The organism is Sphingobacterium prati (assembly GCF_013167215.1).
Classification (GTDB): domain Bacteria; phylum Bacteroidota; class Bacteroidia; order Sphingobacteriales; family Sphingobacteriaceae; genus Sphingobacterium; species Sphingobacterium prati.
Map to the genome: position 1 here is coordinate 212,237 of NZ_JABJWY010000038.1, position 25,086 is coordinate 237,322.

General features: G+C 40.6%; 22 protein-coding genes and 1 tRNA gene. 19 read left to right on the plus strand and 4 right to left on the minus strand.

The genetic code is table 11. The features are described from left to right. Positions 1–6: 6 nt before the first annotated feature. From nuoH to HPC41_RS20450, 11 genes are all read left to right on the plus strand, one after another. Positions 7–1,050 (plus strand): NADH-quinone oxidoreductase subunit NuoH, encoded by a 1,044-nt coding sequence (gene nuoH / locus HPC41_RS20400; RefSeq protein ID WP_172395949.1) that lies wholly within the window; start codon positions 7–9, stop codon positions 1,048–1,050. Positions 1,051–1,061: 11 nt separating this feature from the next. Beyond that, entirely contained in the window at positions 1,062–1,571 is a 510-nt protein-coding gene (locus HPC41_RS20405) for a NuoI/complex I 23 kDa subunit family protein (RefSeq protein ID WP_172395950.1), read from the plus strand. A gap of 11 nt (positions 1,572–1,582) precedes the next feature. Continuing rightward, positions 1,583–2,080, plus strand: coding sequence for an NADH-quinone oxidoreductase subunit J family protein (locus HPC41_RS20410; RefSeq protein ID WP_172395951.1), 498 nt, complete (start codon positions 1,583–1,585; stop codon positions 2,078–2,080). Further along, entirely contained in the window at positions 2,080–2,409 is a 330-nt protein-coding gene (gene nuoK / locus HPC41_RS20415) for an NADH-quinone oxidoreductase subunit NuoK (RefSeq protein ID WP_172395952.1), read from the plus strand. The genes HPC41_RS20410 and nuoK overlap by 1 nt, the downstream gene beginning before the upstream one ends. 19 nt (positions 2,410–2,428) lie before the next feature. Next, positions 2,429–4,351: an NADH-quinone oxidoreductase subunit L gene (nuoL, locus tag HPC41_RS20420; RefSeq protein ID WP_172395953.1), complete on the plus strand. Its 1,923-nt coding sequence runs from the start codon at positions 2,429–2,431 to the stop codon at positions 4,349–4,351. A gap of 15 nt (positions 4,352–4,366) precedes the next feature. After that, positions 4,367–5,809 carry a complex I subunit 4 family protein gene (locus HPC41_RS20425; RefSeq protein WP_172395954.1) on the plus strand — a complete coding sequence of 481 codons (1,443 nt, stop codon included), beginning with the start codon at positions 4,367–4,369 and terminating at the stop codon, positions 5,807–5,809. Between the two features lie 18 nt (positions 5,810–5,827). Beyond that, the gene (locus HPC41_RS20430) at positions 5,828–7,204 is read left to right on the plus strand and encodes an NADH-quinone oxidoreductase subunit N (RefSeq protein ID WP_172395955.1); all 1,377 of its coding nucleotides are present in this window, start codon (positions 5,828–5,830) and stop codon (positions 7,202–7,204) included. A gap of 174 nt (positions 7,205–7,378) precedes the next feature. Then, positions 7,379–9,874, plus strand: coding sequence for a DUF5686 family protein (locus HPC41_RS20435; RefSeq protein WP_172395956.1), 2,496 nt, complete (start codon positions 7,379–7,381; stop codon positions 9,872–9,874). A 4-nt stretch (positions 9,875–9,878) separates the two neighbouring features. Further along, positions 9,879–10,661: an enoyl-CoA hydratase/isomerase family protein gene (locus HPC41_RS20440; RefSeq protein WP_172395957.1), complete on the plus strand. Its 783-nt coding sequence runs from the start codon at positions 9,879–9,881 to the stop codon at positions 10,659–10,661. A gap of 244 nt (positions 10,662–10,905) precedes the next feature. Next, positions 10,906–12,102 carry an ankyrin repeat domain-containing protein gene (locus HPC41_RS20445; protein ID WP_172395958.1) on the plus strand — a complete coding sequence of 399 codons (1,197 nt, stop codon included), beginning with the start codon at positions 10,906–10,908 and terminating at the stop codon, positions 12,100–12,102. Between the two features lie 15 nt (positions 12,103–12,117). Further along, on the plus strand, positions 12,118–13,461 hold the full coding sequence (locus tag HPC41_RS20450) for an ankyrin repeat domain-containing protein (protein ID WP_172395959.1): 1,344 nt from the start codon (positions 12,118–12,120) through the stop codon (positions 13,459–13,461). Between the two features lie 74 nt (positions 13,462–13,535). On the opposite strand, the gene HPC41_RS20455 is transcribed toward HPC41_RS20450, so the two are convergent. Both HPC41_RS20455 and HPC41_RS20460 read right to left on the minus strand, forming a co-directional pair. Continuing rightward, positions 13,536–13,610 (minus strand) — tRNA-Glu (locus HPC41_RS20455). 110 nt (positions 13,611–13,720) lie between these two features. Next, positions 13,721–14,362 (minus strand): 4'-phosphopantetheinyl transferase family protein, encoded by a 642-nt coding sequence (locus HPC41_RS20460; protein WP_172395960.1) that lies wholly within the window; start codon positions 14,360–14,362, stop codon positions 13,721–13,723. Between the two features lie 219 nt (positions 14,363–14,581). Between HPC41_RS20460 and dcd the strand changes: the two genes are divergently transcribed. Both dcd and HPC41_RS20470 read left to right on the plus strand, forming a co-directional pair. Next, a complete protein-coding gene (gene dcd, locus HPC41_RS20465; protein WP_172395961.1) occupies positions 14,582–15,118 on the plus strand; it encodes a dCTP deaminase in 537 nt (178 codons plus the stop codon). Continuing rightward, positions 15,119–16,228, plus strand: coding sequence for an MBL fold metallo-hydrolase (locus tag HPC41_RS20470; RefSeq protein ID WP_246250929.1), 1,110 nt, complete (start codon positions 15,119–15,121; stop codon positions 16,226–16,228). Position 16,229: 1 nt separating this feature from the next. Here HPC41_RS20470 and HPC41_RS20475 read toward each other — a convergent pair whose 3' ends face one another. Continuing rightward, positions 16,230–17,468 (minus strand): glycosyltransferase, encoded by a 1,239-nt coding sequence (locus HPC41_RS20475; protein WP_172395962.1) that lies wholly within the window; start codon positions 17,466–17,468, stop codon positions 16,230–16,232. Positions 17,469–17,589: 121 nt separating this feature from the next. Here HPC41_RS20475 and HPC41_RS20480 point away from each other — a divergent pair, with 121 nt between their 5' ends. The 6 genes from HPC41_RS20480 to HPC41_RS20505 all read left to right on the plus strand — a co-directional run bounded on the left by HPC41_RS20480 (position 17,590) and on the right by HPC41_RS20505 (position 24,573). Continuing rightward, positions 17,590–20,184 carry a phosphatidylglycerol lysyltransferase domain-containing protein gene (locus HPC41_RS20480; RefSeq protein ID WP_172395963.1) on the plus strand — a complete coding sequence of 865 codons (2,595 nt, stop codon included), beginning with the start codon at positions 17,590–17,592 and terminating at the stop codon, positions 20,182–20,184. A gap of 35 nt (positions 20,185–20,219) precedes the next feature. Beyond that, positions 20,220–20,888 (plus strand): AcvB/VirJ family lysyl-phosphatidylglycerol hydrolase, encoded by a 669-nt coding sequence (locus HPC41_RS20485; RefSeq protein ID WP_172395964.1) that lies wholly within the window; start codon positions 20,220–20,222, stop codon positions 20,886–20,888. 71 nt (positions 20,889–20,959) lie between these two features. Continuing rightward, positions 20,960–22,000 (plus strand): Atu2307/SP_0267 family LLM class monooxygenase, encoded by a 1,041-nt coding sequence (locus tag HPC41_RS20490; RefSeq protein WP_172395965.1) that lies wholly within the window; start codon positions 20,960–20,962, stop codon positions 21,998–22,000. A gap of 71 nt (positions 22,001–22,071) precedes the next feature. Beyond that, the gene (locus HPC41_RS20495; protein ID WP_172395966.1) at positions 22,072–22,653 is read left to right on the plus strand and encodes a MiaE family protein; all 582 of its coding nucleotides are present in this window, start codon (positions 22,072–22,074) and stop codon (positions 22,651–22,653) included. Between the two features lie 75 nt (positions 22,654–22,728). Next, positions 22,729–23,829 (plus strand): dual-specificity RNA methyltransferase RlmN, encoded by a 1,101-nt coding sequence (rlmN, locus tag HPC41_RS20500; RefSeq protein WP_216660843.1) that lies wholly within the window; start codon positions 22,729–22,731, stop codon positions 23,827–23,829. A gap of 42 nt (positions 23,830–23,871) precedes the next feature. Beyond that, a complete protein-coding gene (locus HPC41_RS20505; protein WP_172395967.1) occupies positions 23,872–24,573 on the plus strand; it encodes a ComF family protein in 702 nt (233 codons plus the stop codon). Positions 24,574–24,620: 47 nt separating this feature from the next. Here HPC41_RS20505 and HPC41_RS20510 read toward each other — a convergent pair whose 3' ends face one another. Continuing rightward, positions 24,621–25,004 carry a VanZ family protein gene (locus HPC41_RS20510; RefSeq protein WP_172395968.1) on the minus strand — a complete coding sequence of 128 codons (384 nt, stop codon included), beginning with the start codon at positions 25,002–25,004 and terminating at the stop codon, positions 24,621–24,623. Between the last annotated feature and the right edge of the window lie 82 nt (positions 25,005–25,086).

Consider the following 25,086-nt stretch of genomic DNA (forward strand, 5'->3'; position numbering starts at 1 on the left):
CGAATTATGGAGTGGTCTTTTGTTATAGAAAAATTAATATTGGTGTCGGTTATCTTCATTATTACTTTAGTAATAGCGATGTATTCGACACTGGCGGAACGTAAAATAGCAGGTTTTATGCAAGACCGATATGGACCGGACCGGGCGGGTATGTTTGGGATCCTGCAACCCTTATGTGATGGTGGAAAGTTCTTCTTTAAAGAAGAAATTATTCCCGCTGGTGCACACAAGGTGCTTTTTATTGTCGGGCCAACTATCGCCATCATTACTGCCTGTATCAGTTCGGCTGTTATCCCTTGGGGGCAGGAGCTTCATCTTGGGGATCGGGTAGTGTCTCTACAGGTAGCAGATGTTAATGTTGGTATATTGTATATGTTTGGCGTTATTGCCCTGGGTGTATATGGTATTATGCTCGGTGGGTGGGCCTCCAATAATAAATTCTCTTTAATGGGCGCAATTCGTGCTGCTTCGCAGAGCATCAGTTATGAGATTGCTATGGGACTTTCGATCATTGCCTTGCTGATGGTAACCCAAAGCCTTTCACTTAAAGAAATTGTAGCCCAACAGTCTGGTTTTGTCAATTGGAATATCTGGGCACAGCCGCTCGGATTTATTATTTTCATGGTCTGCGCGTTTGCTGAGTGTAACCGTGTTCCCTTTGATTTACCAGAATGTGAGACTGAATTAGTTGGCGGTTATCATACCGAGTATTCGTCCATGAAATTAGGACTTTATATGTTCTCCGAGTACATTAATATGTTTGTGTCCTCAGCGTTAATGGCATCACTTTATTTCGGAGGATATAACTTCCCTTTTATGAATGATCTGGGGCTATCAGCAAATTGGATCACCATTATTGGTGTAATCGTATTCTTCTTGAAAATATTTGGGTTTATCTTTTTCTTTATGTGGGTACGTTGGACTTTACCGCGATTCCGTTATGATCAATTGATGAATCTGGGCTGGAAGATGCTGATTCCATTGGCCATTGCCAATATTGTACTTACGGGTGTATTTACATTGATTAAAGATACTTATTTCTCATCATAAGAAAGGATTTTATGCAACTAAGCAATCGTAAAAAAGTAATCGAACAAAAGCCAATGACCTTTTCGGAAAGAATCTATTTTCCGGCAATTATCAGGGGCCTGCGGATTACATTGAGACATTTTTTCAAGAAGATCCCCACCATTAAATATCCGGAGGAAATAAGACCCTATTCAAAGAATTTTAGGGGGCAACATTCGTTGAAGCGAGACGAAGAAGGGCGCGAACGCTGTACTGCATGTGGATTATGCGCGCTGTCTTGTCCTGCAGAAGCGATTACAATGACTGCTGCCGAACGAAAAAAAGGGGAAGAACACCTCTATCGTGAAGAGAAGTATGCATCCGTTTATGAAATTAATATGTTGCGCTGCATTTTCTGCGGTCTTTGTGAAGAAGCCTGTCCAAAAGAAGCTATTTATTTGGATGGGCCACATGTGACAGCAGATTACCTACGTAAAGATTTTATCTATGGAAAGGACAAGCTGGTCGAGCCGACCTTTGATATTACCAAATTAAAGAGTTAATTCAAGAAATTATGACAGTATTTTATTTTGTAGCCTTCTTGTCTATTTTCTTTGCGCTGATGACCATCTTTACAAAGAATCCCGTGCATAGTGTATTGTATTTAGTTATTACCTTTTTCACATTCACAGTGCATTACATTCTATTGAATGCTCAGTTTTTGGCGGTGGTCAATTTTATTGTGTATATGGGCGCTATTATGGTACTCTTTTTATTTGTACTCATGCTGCTCAATTTAAATAAGGATACCGAACCGATGAAATCCAATTTGGTCAAATTTATGGGCGTGATTGCAGGCTGCTGCCTATTAGTGACTTTTTTGGGCGTATACCGTGTGTTTGAGATCTCCAATCCTCTGACAGTCAATAATCCTGAAATTGGATTGGTAAAAAATCTAGGGAAGGTATTGTTTAACGAATTTTTGCTTCCTTTTGAACTGTCCTCATTATTATTATTGACGGCAATGATTGGAGCGATATTATTAGCTAAGAAAGAACCTAAACAAATCTAATGGAAACAGTTGTTCAACAGTTGCAGGGCGTACCCATAAGTCATTATTTGATTTTTTGCACTATTATTTTTGCTATTGGTGTGATGGGGGTGCTTATCCGTCGTAACGTAATTATTATTATGATGTCCATCGAATTGATGCTTAATGCTGTCAATCTGCTGCTAGCGGCATTTTCTGTGCAGCATGGGGATTCATCAGGACAGGTGTTTGTCTTCTTTATTATGGCTCTTGCAGCTGCGGAAGTAGCCGTCGGCCTTGCTATTATCATTATGGTATATCGGAATACGAAGTCTGTGGATATCGATTCCTTAAATAAACTTCGTTGGTAGAACTTAAGAAATAAATACGATGAGTGAATTAATTTGGTTGATTCCCCTTTTGCCCTTAATCGGGTTTATAGTGAATGGTTTAGGCAGAAATGCATTTTCCAAAGGTATGATCGGTGCTTTGGGCAGTGCCGTGGTTCTTATTTCTTTTATCTGCAGTTGCATTCTTTTTTCTGAGGTCTATCAATCAAGACAGGCCGGACAAGCGGGAATAATTGAACAACATGTATTTGACTGGATTTCGGTGGGGCACCTCAAAATAGGCCTTTCCTTTTTGGTCGACCCATTGAGCGTAATCATGTTGTTGATTGTCACCGGTATAGGCTTTTTGATCCATATTTATTCTATTGGATATATGCATCATGATAAGGGATTTGGTAAGTTTTTCGCCTACTTAAATTTATTTATCTTTTTCATGCTGCTATTGGTATTGGGCTCTAACTATCTCGTCATGTTTATTGGCTGGGAAGGTGTTGGACTCTGCTCTTACCTACTCATTGGATTCTGGTATACAAATACTTCGTATGCAAATGCTGCAAAAAAGGCATTTGTGATGAATAGAATTGGTGATTTAGGTTTTTTGCTAGCTGTATTTTTGATATTGGGAACTTTTGGTTCCCTCGAATTTTCTACGGTGTTCGCTGGGGCGAAGAATTTTGCCGCGGGAGACATCGCTGTCGTCAGCATAACCTTATTGCTTTTTATTGCTGCAACGGGCAAATCTGCACAAATTCCCTTGTTTACTTGGTTGCCGGATGCTATGGCTGGTCCTACGCCTGTATCGGCCTTGATACACGCAGCGACCATGGTGACAGCAGGTATCTATATGATCGCACGGTCAAATGTATTATTCGTACTCTCGCCGATTACGCTACAACTGATTTCCATCATTGCAATTTGTACCGCCTTGCTGGCCGCAGCTATCGCGTTAACGCAGAATGATATTAAGAAAGTCTTGGCTTATTCAACGGTTTCACAGCTTGGCTATATGTTTCTCGGGCTTGGTGTGGGCGCATTTACAGGAGCATTCTTTCATGTATTGACCCATGCATTCTTTAAAGCTTTACTCTTTCTCGGTGCCGGATCAGTGATTCATGGGATGAGTGATGAACAGGATATGCGAAAAATGGGAGGATTAAAGAAAGCAATGCCGATCACTTATATTACCATGCTTATCGGAACGATTGCAATCGCGGGTATTCCACCGTTTTCCGGATTTTTCTCCAAAGATGAGATATTAGCTCATGCTTTTGCAGCCAATCCGCTCTTATGGGGCCTCGGATTTTTGGGGGCGTTAATGACGGCTTTCTATATGTTTAGAATGCTATTTATGACGTTCTCTGGTACGTTCAGAGGCACGGACGATCAAAAACACCACCTGCATGAATCACCCAAGACAATGACTGTCCCTTTAATGGTATTAGCGGTGCTTTCTGTTGTTGGTGGAGCGATCAACTTACCGGCAGCGCTAGGTGGAAACCACTGGCTGGAAGATTTTCTGGCACCGGTATTTGCCGAAGGAAAGGCACTGGTGCCTGCTGCACATCATTTGGAGCATAGTACCGAATATATGCTGATGGCGGTTTCCGTCGTAGGTGTACTCATTATGGTTGCCCTTGCTTACAATATTTACGTCAAACGTCAGCAGATACCGGAGGGAGAGGAAGTTCCGCGTGGCTTTCTGGCAAATCTTTCCTACCATAAATTTTATGTCGATGAACTATATGATGCGGTTGTTGTACGTCCGATCAATTGGCTGTCGAGTTTCTTTGGCAATGTGGTGGATCAACGTGGGATTGACGGGATCGTTAATGGAGCTGGTAAGGCGACATTTGATACGGGAAAAGTGCTCCGTTTGCTTCAAAATGGAAATGTTGGGTTTTATTTATTGATGATGGTAATTGGGGTGATTGCTATTTTCATTTATGGATTTTTGAGTCTTTAATATTTAGTATAATCGATGGATAACCTTTTTCTACTTATTTTATTGCCGTTAATAAGCGCATTGATTTTAGCGCTATTAAAGACTAATGCCGCAAAGTCAATCGCGTTGATTTTATCACTAGTATCGCTTGCATTGACTATTCCGTTCCTGTGTCAATTTGACCCAAATGGCGGAATGCAATTTGAAAAAAATTGGGCGTGGATTTCGACATTACATATTCATTTTCACCTCGGGATAGATGGGATTAGTTTACCGTTGATCTTGTTGACCAACGGATTGATGCCTTTTATTATCGCGACTACTTTTGCTAAAAACTATAAAGGTAATTTTTATGCTTTGATGGCGTTTATGCAGGCGGGGTTACTGCTTGTATTCATGGCATTGGATGCTTTTACGTTTTATGTGGGCTGGGAGATTGCGTTGATTCCGATTTATTTTATCTGCGCGCTTTGGGGCGAAGGTGACCGTATTCGGGTTAATCTAAAGTTCTTCATTTATACTTTTTTGGGAAGCCTTTTGATGTTGATCGGAATTCTTTATCTCTATCAGCAAGTGCCTAACCATGATTTTGAGTGGACATCCTTTATTGCTTTGGAATTAGGGGATAGCACGCAACGTTGGTTATTCTGGGCATTTTTTATTGCGTTTGCGATTAAGATTCCCATTTTTCCTTTTCATACCTGGCAACCCAATACTTACACAAATGCGCCGGCTGCGGGTACGATGTTGTTAGCTGGTATTATGTTGAAAATGGGGGTATACGGTTTGATGCGTTGGCTATTGCCTGTAGTTCCGGCGGGAGTAGCATTGTATGGCCAGTTCGCAATGATCCTATGCGTTATCGGAATCGTGTATGCTTCTATCATTGCCATTAAACAGGACGATGCCAAGCGGTTGATTGCATATTCATCGATTGCGCACGTTGGATTGATCAGTGCGGGGGTCTTCACTTGGAATACAAATGGCCTAAGTGGGGCAACGATACAGATGTTAAATCACGGTATTTCAGTTGTCGGTCTTTTTTATGTGCTAGATATCGTGCAGCAACGTACGCAGACACGGCGCCTGTCCGAACTTGGCGGAATAGCAAGTAAAGCACCAAAACTGGCCATATTTTTTATGATTATCTGTATGGGCGCTGTAGGATTGCCGTTAACGAATGGCTTTATTGGTGAATTTCTGCTGTTGAAAGGTGTATTTCAATATGGATTCTGGTTTGCAGTTTTTGCCGGATTAACGCTGATATTAGGCGCTGTATATATGCTTCGTCTTTATCAGCGGACGATGTTGGGGGAAACAACGGACAGGACGATACAGTTTGAGGATATAAATGGAAGAGAGCTCGTTGTATTGGGTTTGATCTCTTTCTTGATTCTTTATATCGGTATATTCCCAAATTTCCTTTTGAATCTTTCTGCGGGTTCAGTGGAAGTTTTAAGTACATTTTTAGGCAGATAAATAGATATATCAAATTGTATGGGAGCTATAATTACACTTTCAATATTAGCATTAGTTGTTCTTTATCTTGGTTTGTTCAAGGCAAAAACACTGCTTCTACCTGTTTCTATCCTTGGATTCTTGATTGCCATTGGTTTCTTATTGAACGACTGGAAAATAGACAAGGGACCACTTTTTAGCGGGATGGTCCATTTTGATCATTATGCGATTGCTTTTTCGGTCTTATGTGTTGCTGTTACGTTGTGTATATTTATTATCTCAAAAGGATATTTTGACGAAGGTGGACAAGTGGCGGAATATTATTCGTTATTGATATTTTCACTGACAGGGGCCGTTTTGGTAAACAGCTATCATAATTTTTCCATGCTCTTTTTAGGGATTGAAATCATGTCCGTTGCGCTTTATATTCTAGTGGGCATCCGTAAAAGAGATCAGGCATCTAATGAGGCTGCATTAAAGTATTTTTTGATGGGTGCATTCTCTACTGGGTTTTTATTATTTGGGATTACATTGCTCTACGGAGCCACAGGTTCATTTGATCTAGCGGAGATAAAAGCATATGTTGTAAACAACCCACATGCGATTTCACCTTTATTTTATGGTGGTATCCTATTGCTTATTGTTGGTCTCACCTTTAAAGTTGGTGCGGCACCATTTCACTTTTGGACACCTGATGTATATGATGGAGCACCTATTCTGATAACAAGTTATATGAGTACAGTCGTTAAAGTAGCTTCCTTTGCGGGGTTATTGCGATTGTTTAGTTACAGTTTACTTCCTTTACAAGATTTTTGGACACCAGTATTCCTGATCATTGCAATTATCACCTTGTTTGTCGGAAATATTTCCGCTGTAATGCAATCTTCTTTCAAGCGTATGCTAGCTTACTCCAGTATTTCTCACGCAGGTTATATGCTGTTTGCCATCATAGCTGTGGGAGCGACTTCAGCAAATGGTATCTTCACTTACGGGCTTGCATATTCACTTGCTACAGTTGTCGCATTTACAGGATTGATTCTTGTAAAGAAGACTACGGGTTCAGAGCATTTTGAAGCATTTAACGGATTAGGAAAACGAAATCCAATGTTGGCATTTGCAATCACTGTAGCTATGCTTTCACTTGCAGGTATTCCATTGACCGCAGGGTTTATTGGTAAGTTTATGATGTTCTCTTCAGTAATGGAGAGCTACCATATCGTATTGTTAATTTTAGCGGTGATCAATGCAGCTATCGCAGTTTACTATTATTTGAAAGTAGTGGTTGCGATGTATTTTAGAGAAAGTGAAGAATCCTGTGTAAATGTGCAGTGGAACTATTCATTTGTCCTATTGCTTGCAGTCGGATTGACGATTCTTATTGGGGTGTATCCAGACTGCTTTTTAATGTTAATATAAAGTTTCTGTTAAAATACTTGTTGTTTATTAAAGCATAGCGATTTCGCTATGCTTTTTTTATATTTATTGATATAACTCTTGAATACAAATTGTATATTGTAAAAAAGAAATCCTATCAGTTTGCAGATGGTGTTTAAAGTGTGTGTTAAATCTTTTTCGATAAGCTTTTTGAGTGTGGTACTATTATTCATCCTATTGGGAGGAAAAGTGGGGGCGCAAGAATTTCTTCGTGGGAAGGTTGTTGATGCACAGACCGGGAAGGGGATTGGTAGCGTTTCAATCAATTGGGTTGGAGAGGATGGAGGTGGTATCAGTGATACACTCGGTTATTTTAAGATTCAGGACAAAAAGCAGCATCGGCAATTGACATTTGGGGCAGTGGGATATGAACGAAGAACGATAGATGTACACCGGGCCCCTGATACAGTGATGACTGTTCGGTTGACTTCGAAAGACAATACCCTGGATATGGTTGTCATCAATCGAAAAAATAAGAAACCGAAAGATCCAGCGATTGCGCTGATAGAACAAGTCATTGCCCATCGCCCGCAAAATCATTATACCCGTATTCCTGAGATTCGTTTCGACGAGTATGAGAAGACACAATTTGGCTTTGTAAATCCAGAAGAAAAGGCTAAGAAGTTTCCAAAGCCATTTCGATTCCTTTTCGAAAATATAGACTCTACCGCATTTAGAGGTGTCACGATCGCCCCATTCTATATGGAGGAAAATTATGCAAATGTCTTTTCTTCGCATAATCCTAATCGAAGCAAAAAGATTGTCACCAGTCACAATCAAACGGAATTAAATCCTCGTTTTTTCAATAATGATAACTGGCAGACTCGTTTCCAAACAATACTTCGTAATGTCGATCTTTATGAGAATACGATACAGATTACGAATAAAGGGATACTGAGTCCAATAGCCACCGGTGCCACAGCTTTTTATAAATACCGTATACAGGATACTATTCAAATAGCGGGTAAGGACTATATCCAACTTCATTTTGAGGGGAAATCCAAGATTGATTTATTGTTCTACGGTGTTCTCCTTATCTCAGATGATACACGGTTTGCTGTTCAGCAGGCAACATTGAATATTGGAAAGGCAGCCAACGTTAACTGGATCAATGATGTACAGATTGACCTGAGTTACAGCGAATTTAAAAACGGTAGTATGATTCCGATGCATACCGATTTAAAAATGTTGTTTGGGGGAAGTAAATCGGACGTTTTATATGGACGTAGGGAAACACAATATCTGGGGCATCGGACAGATTCGATCTCGGATGAGAATTTTGTCGGTGTGCCTGTTGAAAAAAGGTACCTGCTTCAATCCGCGGCAAAAATCCCGATGATTCAAGTGAGGCCTATAGCATTGAGCAAGGCCGAATTGGGGGCTTATCAGAAAGTTGATTCCGTTCAGAATATGCGTTCTTTCAACCAATTGGTTTCATTGGGTTATTTATTGGCAAAGGGGTATTATAATGCCGGGAAATTTGAGTTTGGACCGTTGGAGTATCTCTATAGCCGGAATAATTATGAAGGTAATCGTTTCCGGTTGAGCGGGCGGACCACACGTTTGTTTTCTGAAAAGGCATTTATTGAAGGGTATACCGCCTATGGCGACAAAGACAAGGCATTTAAGTATTATCTGAGTACTGCGTTCACGTTAAATGGAGAACGCATTGTCCAGTTCCCCGCTAACTACCTGCGCTTTACAGTACAGCACGATGTGATGGAGCCGGGACGAAATTTAGGATTTCTGAAAGGTGATGGTTTTTTCCGTTCTTTTGGAAACAATAGGCCAAATAAATGGCAATTCAATGATATCTATCGCCTTGACCATCTGATCGAATTTGGTAATCATGTTAGTATTGGAACGGCTTTTACACATACACGTAGACAGCCGCGGGGTGATTTATTTTATATCAATAGTTTACCCAACCCTGATACGATCCGTGCGGTAAATACAAATGACCTACAGCTCATCTTGCGTTGGGCTCCAAATGAAGATTTTACGTACCATAATTTGGACCGTGGTACAGTAGAAAATAAATATCCAATTTTTACGCTCCAATACAACAAGGGTTTGAAAGGCTTTTGGGGAGCAGATTATAGTTATGATGCTTTGCGGTTCAGTGTCTTCAAAAGGTTGTTTTTATCTCCGGTCGGACAAGCCGATTTTGAATTTTCGGGAGGAAGGATCTGGGGGAAACATTTGCCGTATACCCTATTGGAGCTCCCCGATGTCTCCAGAGATAAAGCAGGGCCACTGGTCAACTTTGATTTGATGGCCACTTCAGAGTTTGCATCCGACCAGTTTTTAAAATTGACCTATCATCATAACTGGAACGGGTTTTTCTTTAATAGGATCCCTTTGTTCAAAAAATTGAAATGGCGTGAACTGACAGGTTTTAAAGCTTTTTATGGAAAACTGAGTGATGTGAATAACCCTTTTGTTACGCCTGAAAATATTCAATTTGAAGCCGATAAAAATGGTCTTGTCCAAACAAAAGCCGCCCGCAATAAACCATATGTTGAGGGCTTGGTGGGCGTGGATAATATCTTTAAATTGCTTAGATTGGAGTATAAAAAAAGATTGAGCTACAAAGGTGGAGAAGGGGTTCCTTCGGATACCTTCACAGCATCCATACATTTTAATTTTTAGGCTTATGACTCAATATTCGAACTTAAAATATGAGGTTAAGGATAGCATTGGCTATATTATAATCAATCGCGAACCTCAAATGAATGCCCTGAATCAGGAGACGCTCGATGAATTGCAGGAGATTTTTAAGCACTTTAATGCTGATCATCATGTGCGCGGTATTATTTTGACAGGAGCTGGACACAAAGCTTTTGTCGCCGGTGCGGATATCAAAGAGTTTACTGACCTGTCTGTCGTTCAGGCACGTTGGTTGAGTGAACGGGGGCATATCATATTTACGGATCTTATCGAGGCTGCTCCGAAACCTGTTATAGCCGCTATTAATGGTTATGCACTAGGAGGTGGACTTGAGATGGCATTGGCCTGTCATGTACGTATCGCTTCTGAAAATGCAAAAATGGGACTTCCTGAAGTTTCACTTGGATTAATACCGGGTTATGGAGGTACACAGCGCCTGCCCGCATTAATAGGAAAGGGACGAGCGATACAGATGATTCTGACCGGCGATATGATTGATGCACAGAAAGCCTACGAAATGGGTATGGTTAACGAAGTTGTCCCACAAGAAAAGTTAATCGCTAGAGCAGAGGAAATCCTTCAAAAAATATTTACGCGGTCACGTGTTGCGGTTGCCAATGCCATTGATGCCATCAATGCCGCTGAAGATAAAAAAAGAGACGGTAATAAGGTTGAGATGGATGCCTTTGGTCACTTATTCGGAACGGAGGATTTTAAAGAGGGCGTCTCGGCTTTTCTGGAAAAAAGACCACCCCAATTCCCCCAATAACAAAGTGGGATACCGGATGAAAGTGTAATATTTTGTTTTTTTTAAAATAGTTTCCATCGCGTATTTTATACTATTTTTATGCGTTCAATCGTTTCTTATAGTTAGATAAGAGGTATCTTCACGGGCCAATAATTGAGCACATAGTCATTTCAGATATATGAAAGCTCATTCTGCAAAAAAATAATGAAATAAAGAGGATTTAAAGAAATTTAGCCCATTTTCTTTGATGTAATAGAGTTGAATAATGACAAATGATGAATTACGATCGCTTGCCGTGTGCTCGGGTAAGGGAGATATCAAGGGGATGGAGCAGATCCTTGAACATGTAACACGGAAAGTTGAATTCCAGGATTATGCACTAAACAGTGCAGTTGGACAATTGATTCGACAGCAGCATTATAGCATTTTATCAAAATTTGTTGAATATGGTTTCATTTCAACAGATCTATATGACTATGATCGCTTCGATACAACAATTATCAATATCTTAATAAAGCCCCCAATTGTGGCTCCGGACCATCTCGAAAGTTATTTAAAATGGTTTGAAAGTTATTTAGAGCAGGTAGATGATGTAAATGAAGAGGTCGCAGGGACAACTTTGCTTGAATATGCACTAAGAGAAAATACAGCGATTTCCCTTCTAAAAACTATAGTCGCTGCAGGCGCTGATATTCATAAAATAGATCAGTATGGGCAGACATTATTGTTTAAAATATGTACCCTGCGGATGCAACCTACCGACCGTATTTTAGACATTGTGGAGTGGTTATTATCGGAAGGGATTGATCCAAATACAGCAAATGTAGAACAAAAAACAGCTTTACACATGGCTGTAGACAGCGTAAAGCCTGAGGTTGTAATAAGCTTATTGAGTGCTGGCGGAGATCCCAATCAGAAAGATTGGCATGGCGAAACTCCATTTTATTATGCTGCTGTAAGGCATTCCAATGCCAACTTATTGGAACAACTCCTGAATTATGGGGCACCAGATTTCCATAGTACCACTAAACAAGGGGAGAATCTGCTTAATGCTTTCCTGCGCACAATGCATACGGACAGTGACCAAAATTTAAAAATTCTTTCCATGCTGTTGGAGCATGGTGCAGATTTTACCGAACCTTCACTCTGGTATCAGAAAGAGAAGACCGGAGTCGACTGGTTGATAGAGAAGTCCGCTACCGTGTTGCAAGATGTAATATCAAAAGGATATCTGGATGTAAACTATATTGATAATGAAGGGAACACACTCCTACATAAGGTCTGTCAAGAACAAATCAATTATGATGAAAACAAAGCACGGGATCTATACAAGAAAGTGAAGTTTTTAGTGGCCGAGGGAATTGATCCACAAGTGGAAAATGGAAACGATAAGAAAGCGGTTGATTATGCCATGGAGGACAATCTCAAGGTAAAGACCGTGGAGTGGTTATTAAAACAATAAATCAAAAGAAAATTCATGTCTCAATCATTTATAGTTGCATGCGAAGGGGGAAAACGCAAGATTGCTGAAATCTTATTGGAAAAAAACCAAGTCGATGTCTCGTATACGGATGAATTAGGTCGAACAGCATTACATTATGCAGCCCATCGAGGGTACCAAGATCTGGTTAAAAAATTAGTTGAAGCGGGAGCTACGCTAGATTATGAAGATCACCGGGGAGAAACACCCTTGTATTTTGCATTATTACAAAAACAAAAGCAGGCTGCGGTGTATTTATTGGATAAAGGTGCAAACGCCCATATCAATGATTTCGCAGGAAATAGTTTGCTTCATATCGTAGCTAGAACCGGACAGCAGGATATGGCTGAGAAACTGATCGCTGCAGGATTGGATGTAAATGCATTGAACAATGATGCAGAGTCGCCTTTGTTGTTGGCTGTGCAGGCAAAATATCCCCCTGTCGTTCAATTGCTGGTGTCACAAGGAGCCAATTTGGACATCACCGATAAAGCAGGTAATACGGCGCTCAACATTGCAGTAGCATTAGGGTCGGTGCCCATTGTAAATATGTTGTTGGATAATGGTGCTGCAGTCAATACGTTGAACGATCTAAGCGAAGGCCCCCTGCTATTAGCTGTGAAAATGGGGAATCGTGTGCTTGCACAGAGATTACTAGAGCATGGCAGTGATATTTCTGCCGAATCTGCCGAAGGGATTTCTCCAGTTTGGTACGTGTGTAACAGTAATCAAAAGGAACTGTTAACCTTGTTCCTGGAGCGGGGGCTCTCAGTGGATTATGCTCGCCCTGTAGATTCATTTGATGGGAAAGATGGAGAATATTTGGAGAAGCTTATTGCAAAAACAGGAAGACGTACTTTTATTTTGGGGTATGAATCACATTACGCGGGAGAAACATTACTACATACTGCTACGAAAATGGGTTATCTATCTTTTGTAAAACAGCTGTTGGATAGTGGTGCGACTATAGACAAACAGGATGCCTCTGGTAATACAGCTTTGCACTATGCTGCAGCATATGGGAAAAAAGATGTATTGCGTTATTTGCTTTCAAACGGTGCGCTGACTGAAATTTCTAATGTTCTTGAGCAAAAGCCAATAGATTATTCCAATATGCAGGGATTTAATGAGATAACAAGATTATTGATAGACTTCGGCGCGAAAACAAACGCAGTGGATGGTGGCCCCATCAGTGCAGGAGCCAGAATAGCTGAACCAGCTTCGCCGATGGATATGGGACTTAAAAAGCAAGCTTTGTTTGATTTAAAGGATCTGCTGGATGCCGGAATTATCAATCAAGAAGAATTTGACCAGGAAAAAGCGAAAATATTGAAGGCCTGATCATCATCGCTATTATTGCGTGTACATAGAAACAAAAAATCCTGCAATTTTGATTTGCAGGATTTTTTGTTTTTTGGTAGCCCGTAGGGGAATCGAACCCCTGTTTCAAGAATGAAAATCTTGCGTCCTAACCCCTAGACGAACGGGCCATTTTCTTTGTGATGCTGCAAATATAGAAGCTTTTTCAATAAGCACAAAAAAAAAGTGCGCTTCTATTGCTAATTCGCTGAAATTGAGAAAAATTATTTTTTTGACGACACTATCCAACAGCATATGCAAGCATATATTCATTGAATTTTTCATAGTGCACCTCATAAATTTGCTTGTGCTGGCTACTGTCAAGCTCGAGTTTTAACACACCTTGTTTTTGATATTCGAATGGTTGTATCGTCATGTTGTTTAAGAAAGAGACGCCCGCATTCCCCTGAAGTTTATAGATGGCTTCTTTGGCACACCAACAGGCATATAGTTGTTCGTATCGCGTTGCACCTTTTGTGATAAAAGCGAGTTCATCAGGCTTGAGAAACTTATGCTGGATCCGCTCTACCTTCGTCTTGATAATTTCCATGTCGATCCCAACCTCTCCCTTTGTACTTATCATTGCGGCGGCATAGTCAAAGGAGTGTGAAAGTGATATCTTCTGTGGAAAATTGGCTAAATAAGGTTTACCGTTCGCATCGGAAGGACAGTCTATATAACGCGAAGTATTCAGAAGGGTTCGCAGTAAGACACGCGTAGCAAGCCAATGTAACCGTCGTTTACCTTTATTAAAAGAGCCTAATTTGGCTTTCTCACGTTCATCCAGCTGAAGTTTGGACAATAAATCATCATCCGATTCTTCAATCCTCCAAATAGCAAATTTGGTTTGGTTATCGATCTCACGTAAATACACTAGACTCATACCCAAATTTAAAAAACAAATCGCATATTACAGCACAATCAAGTATTGGCGTTTTGAAAAATTGTAGTGTTTGGACGGATGGAGCTGCTCTCAACTTTAAAAGAGCGAATTGACAATAAAAAACAGCACTTTAAATAAAAAATAACATAAAAATTTGTGTGAGAACCGTATTTTTGAATTTATATAGCATGGCCTGATGCTCTTGCTATTTTGATACACATGATTTTATCGGATAAAAGAATTCTTGAAGAGATTGAAAATGGCAGTATTGTCATTCAACCGTTTGACCGTAAGTGTTTAGGAACAAATTCCTATGATGTGCATTTGGGGAAATATTTGGCAACCTATGTAGACCGTGTACTGGATGCCAAAAAACATAATGAAATTGATCATTTTGAAATTCCAGAGGAAGGGTTTGTATTAGAACCTAATACCCTTTATTTAGGCGTCACTCAGGAATATACAGAAACGCACAAGCATGTTCCTTTCTTGGAAGGGAAATCTAGTACTGGCCGTTTGGGGATTGATATCCATGCTACGGCTGGTAAAGGCGATGTGGGATTTTGTAATACGTGGACATTGGAGATATCTGTCGCACAGCCAGTCAGAATATATGCCGGAATGCCAATTGGCCAGTTGATTTATTTTGCTGTGGAAGGAGAGATTGAAACCTTCTACAATACAAAAGGTAATGCAAAATATAATGGCAAGACCGTTCGTCCGGTCGAATCCATGATGTGGAAAAATAGTTTCTAAATGAGGAATGTGGGATGGATTATTTTAGGGATGCTATTGATTGTTTTCGTCAGTGGGTTGCTCTATTATTTTGTCCACCCGATGTTTGGCGGAAGCATGAAAGGTGATCGGCTAGCGCGGATGAGACAGTCGCCCAACTTCAGAAATGGGGTGTTTCATAATCTTGAAGTGACTCCCGCCCTAAAGAATGATGTAAATATCGTCTCCTTAATGTGGGGTTTCCTGTTCAATAAAAAACCTGGACTGAAGCCTTTGCATGTGCTGCCAGCGATGAAATGCGATTTGAAGAATCTGCCGGAGCGAGATCTTTTAATTTGGTTTGGTCACTCTTCCTATCTGATGAAGATTGACGGAAAACTGCTGCTCGTAGATCCTGTGTTCAGTCAAAATGCTTCACCTGTACCAGGGAGTAACAGAGCTTTTAAAATTGCAGTGGATTATACTGCAGCAGACTTTCCTAAAATAGATTACCTTTTTATTTCGCACGACCATTATGACCATCTCGATTATGAGACGGTAGCCAAACTGCGTGAGAAAGTCGTTCAGGTTATTTGTGGTTTAGGTGTAGGGGCACATTTTGAATCCTGGGGGTATAAACCTGAGCAAATTATAGAGGGCGATTGGTATGATCAAGTGAACCTTGATCCCAATTTTCAGATAACTTTTACCCCTGCAAGACATTTCTCCGGGCGCAGATTTACAAGGAATAATACCCTCTGGACTTCCTTTGTACTGAAAACGCCAAAATACAATTTGTTTTTGGGCGGTGATAGTGGTTATGGGAAACACTTCAAGGCCATAGGCGAGCGATTCGGTCCGTTTGATCTGGCGATATTAGAAAATGGACAGTATAATGATGCCTGGCATTATATCCATTCGTTGCCCGAAGAATGGGGCGTCGAAACGAAAGATCTGCAAGCTAAAGCCACCTTGCCCGTCCACTCTTCGAAATTTGCTTTGGCCATGCACGGATGGAGGGAGCCCATGGAAAAGTTTTATGAGATCGCCCAAAAAGAGCGGAACAAACTGATTACCCCCAAAATAGGTGAACTGGTGCATCTGGACAAATTAGACAGCGTATATGCTCCTTGGTGGCGGGATGTAAATTAAATTATTGCTTATTCTTTTCAGCAATCCACAGCGACATATATTTTGTGCTTTGTAATGTATGATGCAACAGGATCTGGCTAATAAAATTCTGTTGCCGATGTTTGTCCAATTGCACTTTAAGTAGGGACAAATTGGTCATAAAGTCCGCTTGATACTTTCGTTTTTCATAGCGTTCATTGATGATACGAATACCATTGGCTTGAGCTGTTTTCCATGCGGTTTTATCGTTATAAAGTTCAGTGGTTTTTTGGCAGAATACTTCAGCGGTATCTGCGATAAAACCATTCCAAGATAAATTGCCTTTCATCGCTTCGGCACCAATGGAAGTGGTGACAGAAGGAGTGCCTGTATGCATGGCATCAATAAATTTACCTTTTACTCCGGCTCCAAATTGGATCGGCGCAACCAATAACCTGTAGTTGGACATGGTGTTCTTCGCGGAATCTGCTCTTCCCTTGATATGAAAATTTTCTCTGGGATTATGCAGTTGAAGGACTTTCTGCGTTGGATACGCACCATAGATGTGTAATTCTACTTTCGGGAGCATTTTACGAAGAACCGGCCAGATCGTTGTCTTTAGGTATTGCACGGTGTGCCAGTTGGGCTCATGGATAAAGTTGCCAATAAATAGCAGATCTTTCCGCTCTTCAAAAGATTTCCATGTATTCATATCCTCAACCGTAATCTCATTTTCGAGAAAAGGGAGATAATATAGAATATCTGGTGAAATGCGAAATATTTCTGTTAAAATTTTCATTTCGGATTCCGAAATGATTAACGACAGATCGCAACGCAATATCGAGGCAATCTCTCTTTTTGCTGTTTCCGTAAACAGCTCCTGAAAGGAAAAATTGTCGTTGTTTTTGATACAGGCCTGCCGTGCTTGCCTTAGCAAATGGAGATCTTCGGTGTCGAGTACCCGAAGTGCACTAGGACATTGCTGAGCTACCCTCCAACCATATTGCTCCTCGATCATAAACCGGTCGAATACAACAATATCGGGTTGTAGCTGGGTGATAAAATCATCAAAACTCTCACTGTTCAATACAATAGGCTGTTCGACAATACCCAGTGATTTCAATGGTGCGCTATAAGGAGATTTGGCTGCTGCAGAAGCAAAAGTGATTTGATAAGAACGATCCAGGAATGTCTCGATCAATTGCATCATTCTAAAACCGGCGGCTGACGATGTTGGCTCGGGCCAAACTAGTCCGATGAACAATACCCTTTTCTCTTTCATGGGTGAAAATTACTGATTAATGTCAAAAGAATTGACGAAAACTTAACAATTTGTCATTTTGAAACGATTAGCTTTATTTCGTGTTTATATACGGTATGGTTATTAGACAATAAACGATAATATGGGCAAGACTATTGTTCAACGCATTCGACATTTCTCACCCAAAACTTATTGGAAGGAGCTAATAGCTGTTTTGGTTATTTTACTTGCCTTCGTCTTCTTCAGAAACGAAAGAAAAGAGCTAGCGGCCATTATTCCTCAACTGAGAACGGCGGATCTAACTTGGGTTTCGGTCGGTATTGGTATCACTCTGCTCTATGTGTTACTGCAAGGCCTGATGTATGTGCAGAGTTTTAAAGCGATTGGTCTTTCGATCAGCTTGAAAATTGCCATAGACCTATTCTTAAAAAGAAATTTACTGAGTGTATTCCTTCCTGCAGGGGGCATTAGCTCCCTGGCTTATACAACTACCCAATTACGAAAAAGGAATTTAAATACGACACAGATTCATCAAGCTGGCGCTTTATATGGTTACGTCGGGTTGTTGACTGTCTTTATGATTGGAGTCCCTGTGATATTATATACAATTTGGGACAACAAAAATTTTGGTAACGCCTGGATTTCGCTATTGATTTTGGGATTGCTTTTAACCCTTATATTCTGGTTTGTATGGTCCTTTCGTACGCATAAGGGGATCTATCGTTGGATGGAATTAAAATTTCCAGCAGTTGCTTCCAATATCGACGAAATATTTTCTGGGGAAGTCAAAATGAAATACCTCCTAGGGACAGTAATGGCTTCAATGGTCGTTGAGGGCTGCGGGATAGCACATGCTTTCGTTAGCATGTATGCGCTGGGCTTGGATCATTCATTTGAGGCGGCAGCCATCGCTTATACAGTTTCGGTAGTTCTAATGATTGTATCGCCCTTTTTGAGAGGATTGGGTGCCGTCGAATTAACCATGCTTTATATTTTCAAGGCATATGGGTACGGGCAGGCAGCAGGATTAGGGATAACCATCCTATATCGTGTATTTGAATTCTGGTTACCTTTATTCTTGGGATTGATCGCTTTTGCCTGGCGTGGCAGACAGCTTTTGGCGCGTGTAGGACCAGCCTTGCTGATCTTCTTTTTGGGTTTGGTCAACATTGTTTCAGTACTGACACCACCATTGGCAGATCGCATGAAGCTAGACCGGTTTTACCTACCACTGGAAGCTATCCATGCATCTAAGTTTATGGTATTTGTTCTGGGAATAGGTTTGTTGGTTACCTCGGCTTATCTCATTAAAGGTTTTCGTGTCGCATTCTGGATAGCTGTGGTATTCAGTGCTTTATCTTTGTTTGGACATGTGTTTAAAGCATTGGACTATGAAGAAGCATCGGTAGCCTTATTGACCCTTATCTTCTTGGGAATCAGTTACAAGCAGTATCGGATTAAAAGTAATATCCGCTGGATAAGGATTGGCTTCATAACCTTTGCCGTAGCATTAGGCGGGGTCTGTTTATTTGATGTAGTAAGCTTTTACTTGATTGATAAACAGCATTTTGGCGTTGAATTTACTTGGCGGCAGTCTCTTTACCATACTGCAAAAAGTTTTTTGTTGTTCGCTGATAATGATCTGATGCCCCAAACAAATTTTGGGCAGGAATTCTTGCGTATCACACAAGTCTTAGGGATTTTTTGCTGGTTTCTCTTGATCTACGCCCTCGCACGTCCACGTTTGATTCCGGATGAGGATTCTAGTAAATCTAAACTCGAACGGGCGAAACTATTGTTGAATGAATTTGGGCAATCGCCCATGGATTTTTTCAAACTCGGGAAAGACAAATATCTTTTTTTCTCCGAGATTTCAGAGGGCTTTACAGCTTATAGACTTGCCAATGAGTTTGCGATCGTATTGGATGAGCCGGTATGCGAACAGGGAGATAAAGAGGAGCTAGTTGAAGAATTCGATCGTTATTGTTATTCAAATGGGTTAAAAGCTATTTATTATCGGGTTGATGAAAATAGCCTAGTTCATTTTTCATCCCTTCGGAAGCAGAAGATAGCGATTGGACAGGAAGCGATTTTGGAATTGGAAACATTTAGCTTGGAAGGAAAAGAGCGTAAATCATTACGTAATGGACTGAATGCAATCCAGAAAAAAGGATTTACAACTGCAGTGTTAAAGGCGCCACAGTCACTGGTAATCCTGGATGAACTCAAGGTCATTTCTGACGAATGGTTAAAGGAATTCGATAGGAAGGAAATGGTCTTTTCACAAGGTATGTTTATTGCCGACGAGCTTATTGAACAGGATATCATTGTCCTTAAAAATGAAAGCGGCAAAATCGTTGCTTTCTTGAATATTATTCCTGATTATGCCAAAGATGAGTGTACTTATGATATGATTCGGAAGTCGATAGCGGCGCCAGGTGGAAGTATGGATGCGCTAATCATTGAATTGATCCGATATGCAAAAGGGCAAAAATATAGCTACCTGAACTTGGGGATGGTTCCGTTGGCGGGGCTGGAAGCAACAGCGAGTCCTGCAGAAAAGATTATGAAATTTGCATCAACGCGACTCGGAAATTTTAAACACTACCACAGTTTACGTGATTTTAAAGAGAAGTATGCGACTTTTTGGGAAAACAAATACCTTATCTTTGATAACGATTTTGATCTGATACCGCTTCCGGTTGCATTAGTTAAAGTGATGAAACCGAATGATTGATATCAGTTCAATCCAGTAAGCAAAAAACGATTTCTATGAAGAAATTGATCATTTTATTTATAATTGGCTGCATGGTATTTCATGCTTTTGCGCAACAACGGTTGATCAATATGAAATATTGGAACAATAAAACGGTATTGCCTCTGGTACTTTACTTAAGCGGAGATGGAGGTTTCAATTCTTTTTCGAATAAAATATGTCAGTTAATTGCTCATGCCGGATATGCTGTGGCTGCTATTGATTCCAAGAACTATTTTTGGAAGAAAAAAACACCCAAGGATATCGCGGCAGATATATCAAATACGCTTAAAAAGCTAATGCGCTCGCGGCAGAATCTACAGCTTTTTATTGTGGGGTATTCCTTTGGGGCGGATGCGGTGCCTTTTATTATAAACCGTATTGATCCCCTGATCAAGAAAAATGTGCAAAGCATTGTGTTATTGGAGCCCTCGGTTTCGACGGATCTGGAAATTCATATCGCTGATATTTTGGGCAGGAGCAATGCCAAGCGCAGCCTTGATGTAATAGCAGAAATAAATCGTATAGAAGGTGTCAAAACAAGTGTGGTATTAGGGGATGATGAGGCTGAATTCCCACTGCAGAAAATTACATTAAGAAACTTCAGTAAGAAATATCTTTCGGGAGGACACCATTTTAGTGGCGATGCAGAGCAGGTCGTTAAAGCAACGTTATCTCTTTTTTAGTATTTCTTATCCTAGATCAAATAAATTGTGAAATGCAGCAGCTATTTTTGAATTAGTTTTAAAATAGAGACATGGAATTAGGAATAGGAATGTTTGGTGACTCTCGGATAGATCCAAGTACAGGTCAGATCCAGGCAGCACAGGATAGAATGAAAGAAATTATTGAAGAAATCAAGCTGATGGATCAGGTTGGATTGGATTTCTTTGGTATTGGTGAGCACCATCGGGCAGATTATGCCGTCGCGGCTCCAGAGATTATATTAGCAGCAGCTTCTACAGTGACCAAAAACATCAGGTTGGGCAGTGCTGTTTCCGTACTAAGTTCGGCCGATCCCGTTAAATTATTTCAGGATTTTGCGACAGTCGATCTCCTGTCCGATGGTCGGGCAGAGCTTATGGCAGGAAGAGGTTCATTTATCGAATCATTTCCATTATTTGGATATGACTTGAAGGATTATTCGGATTTGTTTGAAGAGAAACTGGAATTATTACTCCGGTTGAATAAACAGAATCCAGTCACCTGGCGCGGAAATTTTAGGGCACCTTTGATCAACCAAGAGATTTTTCCGAGACCAAAGGATGGATCGTTGCCAATCTGGGTAGCGGTTGGTGGGACCACATCATCAGTGATCCGCGCCGGAAAACTTGGTCTGCCGGTCATGTTTGCAATTATCGGCGGCATGTACGAGAACTTCGATCATTTGTTCGAAATGTATCGCCAAGCCTATGAAGATAATGGGCATGATATGTCGAAATTTCAAGTTGGCGTTCATATGCATGCTTTTTTTGGCGATAATAGTGGACAGATTGCAGATTATTACTATCCTATCTACTCGGCACAGATGGACCGTATCGGAGCAAGCCGTGGATGGCCATCCTATCAACGGACACAATATGATTTCGGCAGGTCTTCTAGAGGACACCTTATTGTCGGGGACGCAGAATATGCCGTTGATAAAATTTTGGAAATCCATGAGAAATTTGGATTGACACGTTTCTCAGCGCATATGGATGTGGGTGCACCTGGACATAAAGAGATGTTGCGGTCTATTGAGATTTATGGGGAAAAAATAGCTCCTAAAATTAGGACATTACTTAACAAAGACAGCTAAGAACGCAGTATCATTTTTTTTAAGCCGGGATATTGCCTACCTTTGCCAGTAAATTTTAGTTAGATAGTAAGATGCTTGGACTTAAGTTGTTGACAGATCCGCGATGGGCAAATATCGCTGAAGGAAATTTGGAAGAGATTTTAACCGATCATGCCTGGTGTGAACAAAAAGCTGCTTCAAATGCGATCTCCTTGATCACAAACAATTCAGAACATGAAGATCTGGTTCATGAATTGACGGCAATAGCCATTGAAGAAATGGAACATTTTAAGATGGTAATTGACATCATCAAGGAGCGGGGCTATACGTTGGGGCGTGAACGAAAGGATGATTATGTAGGTCAGCTGATGAAATTTTCCAAAAAAGATGGTAGCCGGAATATGGCTTTTATCGACAGATTATTGTTCGCTGCGATGATTGAAGCGCGTAGTTGTGAGCGGTTTAGGGTCTTGTCCCAAAATATCCAAGATAAGGAGCTTGCTCAGTTTTATTACGATCTGATGGTTTCCGAAGCGAATCACTATACAACTTTCCTGAATTTTGCAAAGAAATATTCCGTAGATGTCGATGTGGAAAAACGCTGGAAAGAGTGGTTGGATTTTGAAGGTAAACTAATCCAGTCCTACGGAAATAAAGAGGCTATACATGGCTAAATAATAGCGAATCTACCTATTTTAAAACACATACATAACAGTTGTCCCGTTCTATTTTCTTTAGAACGGGATTTTTTGTCACTTAATTATTCTTATCTTTGTACCGTGATCGAAAAAAGTAAAATAATAGATATCAGGAGTTTGTCTTTGAGTCAGATCAAAGATCAATTGACCGCGTTGGGTGAACAGGGCTTTCGTGCAAAGCAGATTTACGAGTGGATATGGGAAAAGTCTTGTGTAGATTTTGATCAAATGAGTAATTTGAGCAAGGCCTTGCGCGAAAAGCTGAAGGAAAATTTTACGATCAATGCTGTCAAAATTAAGGAATCGCAAATCAGCTCCGACAAAACAATCAAAAGTAGCTTTAGGCTCTATGATGGTAATATCATAGAAGGGGTATTGATTCCTGCACCTGAGCGTATGACAGCCTGTGTCAGTTCGCAGGTCGGCTGTAGTTTAACTTGTAAATTCTGTGCGACTGGTTATATGGATCGAAAACGTAATCTTAATGCGGATGAAATTTATGATCAGGTCGTGCTAATCAGCAAACAAGCCGAAGAAAATTACGGTCAGCCCCTGACGAATATTGTTTATATGGGCATGGGTGAGCCCTTGTTAAACTACGCCAATATGATGAAATCTGTTGAGCGGATCACCGCTCCGGATGGCCTTAATATGGCTGCAAAGCGAATTACAGTATCCACAGCAGGTATTGCGAAAATGATCAAAAAATTAGGGGACGATCAGGTGCGTTTTAATCTGGCGCTTTCACTACATGCTGCCAATGATAAAAAGCGCAATGAGATCATGCCGATCAATGAACAAAATTCCTTAAATGCATTAGCGGAAGCGCTGAAATACTTCTATGCGAAGACAAAGAGCCCAATTACATTTGAGTATATTGTGTTCAACAATTTCAATGATGAATTGGAAGATGCAAAAGAACTTGCCAAATTCTGTAAGCATGTACCATGTAAAGTAAACCTCATTGAATACAACCCAATTGCACTGGCTGACTTCCTGAATGCCGAAGCTGACAAGATAGATGTATTCGCCAACTACCTCAAGAGTCAGGGGATCATTACGAATGTTAGGCGGAGCCGTGGAAAAGACATTGATGCAGCTTGTGGGCAATTGGCCATAAAAGATAAGGATAAAGAGACTGCTGAGGCTTAGTTTGCAAGATTGTTGCTATCTTTAGCTGAGGAAGTTAGCTTTATGTCATTTGATCTACGGAATATTCTCGGTGATTTTGTTACCATATTCTTTCCAAAAGAATGTGCCTGTTGTGGATGTGCACTTAAATATCAGGAGAAATACATTTGTATTGCCTGTGATTTTCATTTGCCTTATACCAATTTTCATACGTATTCCGATAATGACACTGCGAGACAGCTTTGGGGGAAAGCTTCAATAGAGGAAGCCTGCTCTTTTCTCCTCCTACAAAAGGGGAGTCGTGTGGAGCGGCTAATCTACCAGATTAAATATAATAACCAACCATTTTTGGCCGAATATTTTGGTTATCAGTACGGCCTCAAGCTCCTTCAATCCGAACTGTACGTTGGATTATCGGCTATTGTTCCAATACCATTACATGCGAGTAAGCTTCGAAAAAGAGGTTATAACCAATCGACCTATTTTGGTCGTGGACTGTCACGAGCAATGCATATTCCGTTGCAAGAGGATCTATTGCTGCGTAAACGGGCAACCATGACGCAAACAGGTAAGGACCGTCTAGCCCGTTATGAAAATGTTGAAGACATCTTTACCTGTAAACAGATTTCGTTGGCGCAGGATGCACATATTTTGCTTGTTGATGACGTCCTTACAACCGGTGCAACTATTGTCTCGGGTGCGCTTGGCTTACAGGAGTCTCTGGGATGTAAGGTATCTGTAGCGACTTTGGCTCGTGCACAGTAACGCCATCCCATACCCGGATCATCGAAAAAATCCAGGCTTAACCGACATTAATGTCTCCGGTCCACGTAATTCAATAAATAAGCAAATCCGGCCATGCCAATGCCTACTGAATCAGCAAATAAATCCCACCAGTCACCGCTACGGTAAGTAAAAATATAGAGCTGAAGTAACTCTGTTAATCCTGCAAATAGAAAACCGAAAAAAGAGACAATAAAGATAGGTAACCAACGAGTTGGTTTTCCGCTAAATTGTTGGATAACACCGTTGTACATAAGTGTGCAAAATACGAAGAACATCCCTGCATGAACGAGTTTGTCCATTCCAGGGTAGCTGGGAACTGTATCAAAATTATTTCCGGGGAGTGTACATAAAACAATGACTATGATGGCCCAAATAAAACACCATTTATAGTCCAGTAGGATTTTAATCATGGGGATAAATATCCAAAAAATTCCTGATAGAAATGAAATACAAATAATTTTTAAAAATTATTTAACTGATAATCAGATAATT

What these genes read in the sequence shown, in the direction of transcription:
- nuoH (WP_172395949.1), top strand. Translation starts at nt 7, where the DNA reads ATGGAGTGGTCTTTTGTTATAGAAAAATTAATATTGGTGTCGGTTATC.
- HPC41_RS20440 (WP_172395957.1), top strand. Translation starts at nt 9,879, where the DNA reads ATGACTCAATATTCGAACTTAAAATATGAGGTTAAGGATAGCATTGGC.
- HPC41_RS20510 (WP_172395968.1), bottom strand. Translation starts at nt 25,004, where the DNA reads ATGATTAAAATCCTACTGGACTATAAATGGTGTTTTATTTGGGCCATC.
- HPC41_RS20410 (WP_172395951.1), top strand. Translation starts at nt 1,583, where the DNA reads ATGACAGTATTTTATTTTGTAGCCTTCTTGTCTATTTTCTTTGCGCTG.
- HPC41_RS20485 (WP_172395964.1), top strand. Translation starts at nt 20,220, where the DNA reads ATGAAGAAATTGATCATTTTATTTATAATTGGCTGCATGGTATTTCAT.
- nuoK (WP_172395952.1), top strand. Translation starts at nt 2,080, where the DNA reads ATGGAAACAGTTGTTCAACAGTTGCAGGGCGTACCCATAAGTCATTAT.
- HPC41_RS20460 (WP_172395960.1), bottom strand. Translation starts at nt 14,362, where the DNA reads ATGAGTCTAGTGTATTTACGTGAGATCGATAACCAAACCAAATTTGCT.
- HPC41_RS20430 (WP_172395955.1), top strand. Translation starts at nt 5,828, where the DNA reads ATGGGAGCTATAATTACACTTTCAATATTAGCATTAGTTGTTCTTTAT.
- HPC41_RS20445 (WP_172395958.1), top strand. Translation starts at nt 10,906, where the DNA reads ATGACAAATGATGAATTACGATCGCTTGCCGTGTGCTCGGGTAAGGGA.
- nuoL (WP_172395953.1), top strand. Translation starts at nt 2,429, where the DNA reads ATGAGTGAATTAATTTGGTTGATTCCCCTTTTGCCCTTAATCGGGTTT.
- HPC41_RS20480 (WP_172395963.1), top strand. Translation starts at nt 17,590, where the DNA reads ATGGGCAAGACTATTGTTCAACGCATTCGACATTTCTCACCCAAAACT.
- HPC41_RS20475 (WP_172395962.1), bottom strand. Translation starts at nt 17,468, where the DNA reads ATGAAAGAGAAAAGGGTATTGTTCATCGGACTAGTTTGGCCCGAGCCA.
- HPC41_RS20405 (WP_172395950.1), top strand. Translation starts at nt 1,062, where the DNA reads ATGCAACTAAGCAATCGTAAAAAAGTAATCGAACAAAAGCCAATGACC.
- HPC41_RS20425 (WP_172395954.1), top strand. Translation starts at nt 4,367, where the DNA reads ATGGATAACCTTTTTCTACTTATTTTATTGCCGTTAATAAGCGCATTG.
- HPC41_RS20470 (WP_246250929.1), top strand. Translation starts at nt 15,119, where the DNA reads ATGAGGAATGTGGGATGGATTATTTTAGGGATGCTATTGATTGTTTTC.
- HPC41_RS20505 (WP_172395967.1), top strand. Translation starts at nt 23,872, where the DNA reads ATGTCATTTGATCTACGGAATATTCTCGGTGATTTTGTTACCATATTC.
- HPC41_RS20495 (WP_172395966.1), top strand. Translation starts at nt 22,072, where the DNA reads ATGCTTGGACTTAAGTTGTTGACAGATCCGCGATGGGCAAATATCGCT.
- dcd (WP_172395961.1), top strand. Translation starts at nt 14,582, where the DNA reads ATGATTTTATCGGATAAAAGAATTCTTGAAGAGATTGAAAATGGCAGT.
- HPC41_RS20490 (WP_172395965.1), top strand. Translation starts at nt 20,960, where the DNA reads ATGGAATTAGGAATAGGAATGTTTGGTGACTCTCGGATAGATCCAAGT.
- HPC41_RS20450 (WP_172395959.1), top strand. Translation starts at nt 12,118, where the DNA reads ATGTCTCAATCATTTATAGTTGCATGCGAAGGGGGAAAACGCAAGATT.